Below are 3,090 nucleotides of genomic sequence, written 5' to 3' on the forward strand. Positions count from 1 at the left end.
ACTTGATAGAGACACAAACGCAGCAATTAATATTCTAAACCGCTGGTTCAACGGAGATAGCCTGAAAAAATACTTAAATTAACCATTATTAAGTGAAAAAAATTCAGGAATCCCCATCCTCTATAGGATGGGGTGGTTCAATAAAAATATTAGAATTACACTCCTATTAAATTTGGAGGATGCCTATGGCTATAGAAAATATAGTGCTTTCCATTGCATATTTTACACTGGCAAGTCACTATTTATTGTTAGGCATTAAATTATTGACCTAACAAATCTATGATAACAAAAAAGAAGAGTAGTTTGGATTATCCGAAATTTTTCTAATTTGATAAACTGACAATTTATATGATAATTGGCTTTTAATATGTGTTTTATCTCTTCTTTTTTTTATCATAACAATTTTACATATTATATCTTATTTTTTGACAACAATCTTATTCACATTACTTAAACCATTATAGGTTGTCTTAATCTTATATTTGCCGACTTTTAAATTCTCAGGAACCTTGAAAGTGGCAATTCCCCTTTTGTTTGTCTTGACTTTATAGGCCTTGCCCTTAAACTTTATCTTGACAATCTGATTTTTGAATGCATTACCTTTGGAATTGAGGACCTTCACTTTGAATTTGGCAGTCTTTTTAACCTTTTTGGACAGGTTTCTAGTCTTTAGAGTGTTTTTGATTGTAATTTTGTTTTTGACCTTGACATCGCCGTAGACGGTCTTAATTTTATATTTTCCAGGTTTCAATTTCAATTTCAAGGTTGCAACGGCATTCTTATCAGTTTTAACCTCATAAACCTCGCCATTAATCTTAAACTTAACTACCTTGCCGACAACTTTTCCGAAAAGGTCATAGACTTTTACCTTAAACATGACCTTTTTTGCATAATATTTAACCAAATCCTTGCTTTTTATAACCTCTTTGGCATCGACCTTGACATTTATCTTACCATTGCTTACGGTAATGTTTAAAAAACCAGTCTTTTCGGCAGTGAAAATGAGTTGGCCGGATTTGTCAATCAGAGCATCATATCCACTTATCTTTCCGTTCTTATCTATCAGTGTGGTGATGTCATACTTGATTAATACATTCTGACCCTTTTCAACGAATTCCCCATTGTGTGTGAAGCGGATAAGTAGCCAGCAGGACACATTATCTGCCTTTGTGAACTCATTCGGATTTTCAATGGTGTCTCCCCAGAAGTTATAGTCGGCAACCACATCGCCCATAGAGCGCAATACCGGCCGGTCATTTGATGAAAGCAAAATTGAATTTTTTATCAGTCCGTTGTGGCCGAACCAGTAGATTCCGCCGTCAAGAAATGAGCAGTTGGCAACAAGGCTGTTCAGGATTCTTCCATTGTCACCAATCCAAGCTATTGCAGAACCGCACCAGGCTCCATTATCCAAAAAGACGCTGTCAGTGACCAATCCGTCATTTCCTCTCCAGCAAATTGCTCCACCGGTATTCGGATAGCCGATTTCATTATCCCTGAAGACACAATTGGATACTGTACCGTTTGTTCCGTTCCACACGATGGCTCCACCCTCATTGGTTTTGGCACCCATAGGCCTCATGCGAATTACATGGATAATTGTACCGTCCTCACCAATGATTGTCTCCTCACTTTCAAATGGGTCCTCCTCAATGCCACGTCCGCAGTTGTTTGTAAAGTTGGAGTTTTCGACACGCCCGTTTGCTCCATACCAGTAGATTGCTCCTCCACCAATATCGCTTGAGAAGTACCTTCCCCATGCATTGCCGTTTATGAAATTTATGTTTCTTAAAACCACATTATCGGCAGTGACATTGAATATTCTTGATATGTTATTTCCATCCACTGTATGGCCGTTTCCATCGATTGTGATTGACTTTGAGATTATGATGCCCTTATTTGAACCGTACAAATAGACATAATCCTTATCCAAGACAAGAATTCCTCCTTCGGGAGTGGCATTGATTTTGGCTGAAAGCTCATCGAAGTATCCCAAATCCCTAAATGAAACGTTTACCAGTGTCATGCCATACCATGAGACGATTGATGAGGGATCCTTAAATGTGGTGTTGACTATTCTGGTATTCTGACAGTTGTTGAAAAGGTCCTTTGGCAGATTGTCCTCCAATGTCATGTTAATCAGGGTTGCGCCAACTGCATTCAGGTCAATCGCACCGCCGTTGTACGGGCAGTTGTTGGCCTTGAATCTGGAATTTGAAACCGTGAGATTTTGAGGCCAGTTTGCTGAGATTGCCCCACCGTTGAGTGCTGCCCTGTTGTTTATGAAGTTGCAGCAGTCAACCAGAATGTTGTCACCTGACAGGTACAATGCTCCCCCTTCGCTGTTTACTTGGGCAATGATCATCTGGGATTTGTCATAGCCGTCCCCTTCGGTAAGACTTACGGCAGCGCCATAGGTCACCTTGTTGTCCTTGAAGGTGCAGTTTGAAATGACACCGTCGTTTCCTTTCCACAATACAGCTCCTCCTGCAGAAACTGCCGAGTTGTTTGTAAAGCTGCAGTTTGTGAGAGTTCCGTTATTTCCCCACCAGGAGATGACTCCTCCTGCAAGGCCACCAGATTTTGAATTGATGAAGTTGACATTTTTGATGCAGACGTTATCAGCCTTCACCCAGAACACCCTTGAAACGTCGGGCGCATCTATCGTATAATCATTTCCATCTATTGTCATTGGCTTGTCAATAACAATGTGCTTTTGAGATGCACTTTCAAGTTTATAATCCTTCTGCAAAGTCAATGTCTGATTCGGCTCGGTCAATGATATATCATTGGCCAGATTATCAAAATCCGTGCTGTTCAGCTCATCGGCACTGACATTTGCCGCCGCAAGAAAAATCAGCGCCAGACAGACAAATGCAAATATCAATTTTTTATACAAAAAAATCCCCCATTTGAATTGTTGTAAAATATATTTAAATTTGAGGTATAAAAAATTTTTCAAAAATAGCTTGATAGTGCGGGGGACGGGACTTGAACCCGCGAAGGGACTGACCCACTAGGCCCTCAACCTAGCGCCTTTGACCGCTCGACCACCCCCGCATAAAAACAAAAGTAGTTATAAAAAAATAT

Annotated in this window: 1 protein-coding gene and 1 tRNA gene; both read right to left on the minus strand. The window is 40.1% G+C overall.

The window, feature by feature from the left end:
* Window positions 1-418: 418 nt before the first annotated feature.
* Window positions 419-2,899: a pectate lyase-like adhesive domain-containing protein gene (locus ACJMLO_RS02030; RefSeq protein ID WP_405293424.1), complete on the minus strand. Its 2,481-nt coding sequence runs from the start codon at window positions 2,897-2,899 to the stop codon at window positions 419-421.
* Between the two features lie 77 nt (window positions 2,900-2,976).
* A tRNA-Leu gene (locus ACJMLO_RS02035) sits at window positions 2,977-3,060 on the minus strand.
* Between the last annotated feature and the right edge of the window lie 30 nt (window positions 3,061-3,090).

It is taken from the genome of Methanobrevibacter sp. (assembly GCF_045120835.1).
Taxonomy (GTDB): Archaea; Methanobacteriota; Methanobacteria; order Methanobacteriales; family Methanobacteriaceae; genus Methanocatella.